Source organism: Streptomyces sp. CC208A, from assembly GCF_030010625.1.
Classification (GTDB): domain Bacteria; phylum Actinomycetota; class Actinomycetes; order Streptomycetales; family Streptomycetaceae; genus Streptomyces.
In genome coordinates, this window is sequence record NZ_JASCXN010000120.1 from 1 (window position 1) to 550 (window position 550).

A 550-nucleotide genomic window follows, 5' to 3' on the forward strand; every position below is an offset into this window, starting at 1 on the left:
ACGCCTCCGCAGCGGCGGCGAGACCGTCATCTGCCTCGCCCACGACACCGACCTCATCGGGCTCCTCGGCGTCTCCGACGCCGTACGCGCGGGCGCCGACACCGTCATACGGCAGCTCCGCGACCTCGGCGTCCAACGACTCGTCCTGCTCACCGGCGACGCACCCGAGACCGCTCAGGTGGTGGCCGACGCCCTCGGCATCACCGAGGTCCACGCCCACGCCCTGCCGGAGGCCAAGCTCCAGCTGATCCGCGACCTCCAGGCCGAGGGCCACATCGTCGCCATGGTCGGCGACGGCACCAACGACGCCCCGGCGCTCGCCCTGGCCGACGTCGGCATCACCATGGGCGAACGCTCCTCCCACGTGGCCCTGGAGACCGCCGACATCGCCCTCGCCGGCAACGACCTGCGCCAGGTCCCCGCCGTCGTCGAACTCAGCCGCCACACCCTGCGCGTCGTGCGCCAGAACTACGGCCTCGCCATCGGCGTCAACCTGATCGGCCTCGTCGCGGGCGCCGGCGGCTCCATGAACCCGGTGCTCGCCGCCCTG

Annotated in this window: 1 protein-coding gene; it reads left to right on the plus strand. The window is 73.1% G+C overall.

All coding sequences use genetic code 11. From position 1 onward, the window contains the following. Positions 1-550: HAD-IC family P-type ATPase (locus QK442_RS36260; RefSeq protein WP_282698400.1), on the plus strand; the 550-nt coding region annotated here is incomplete at both ends.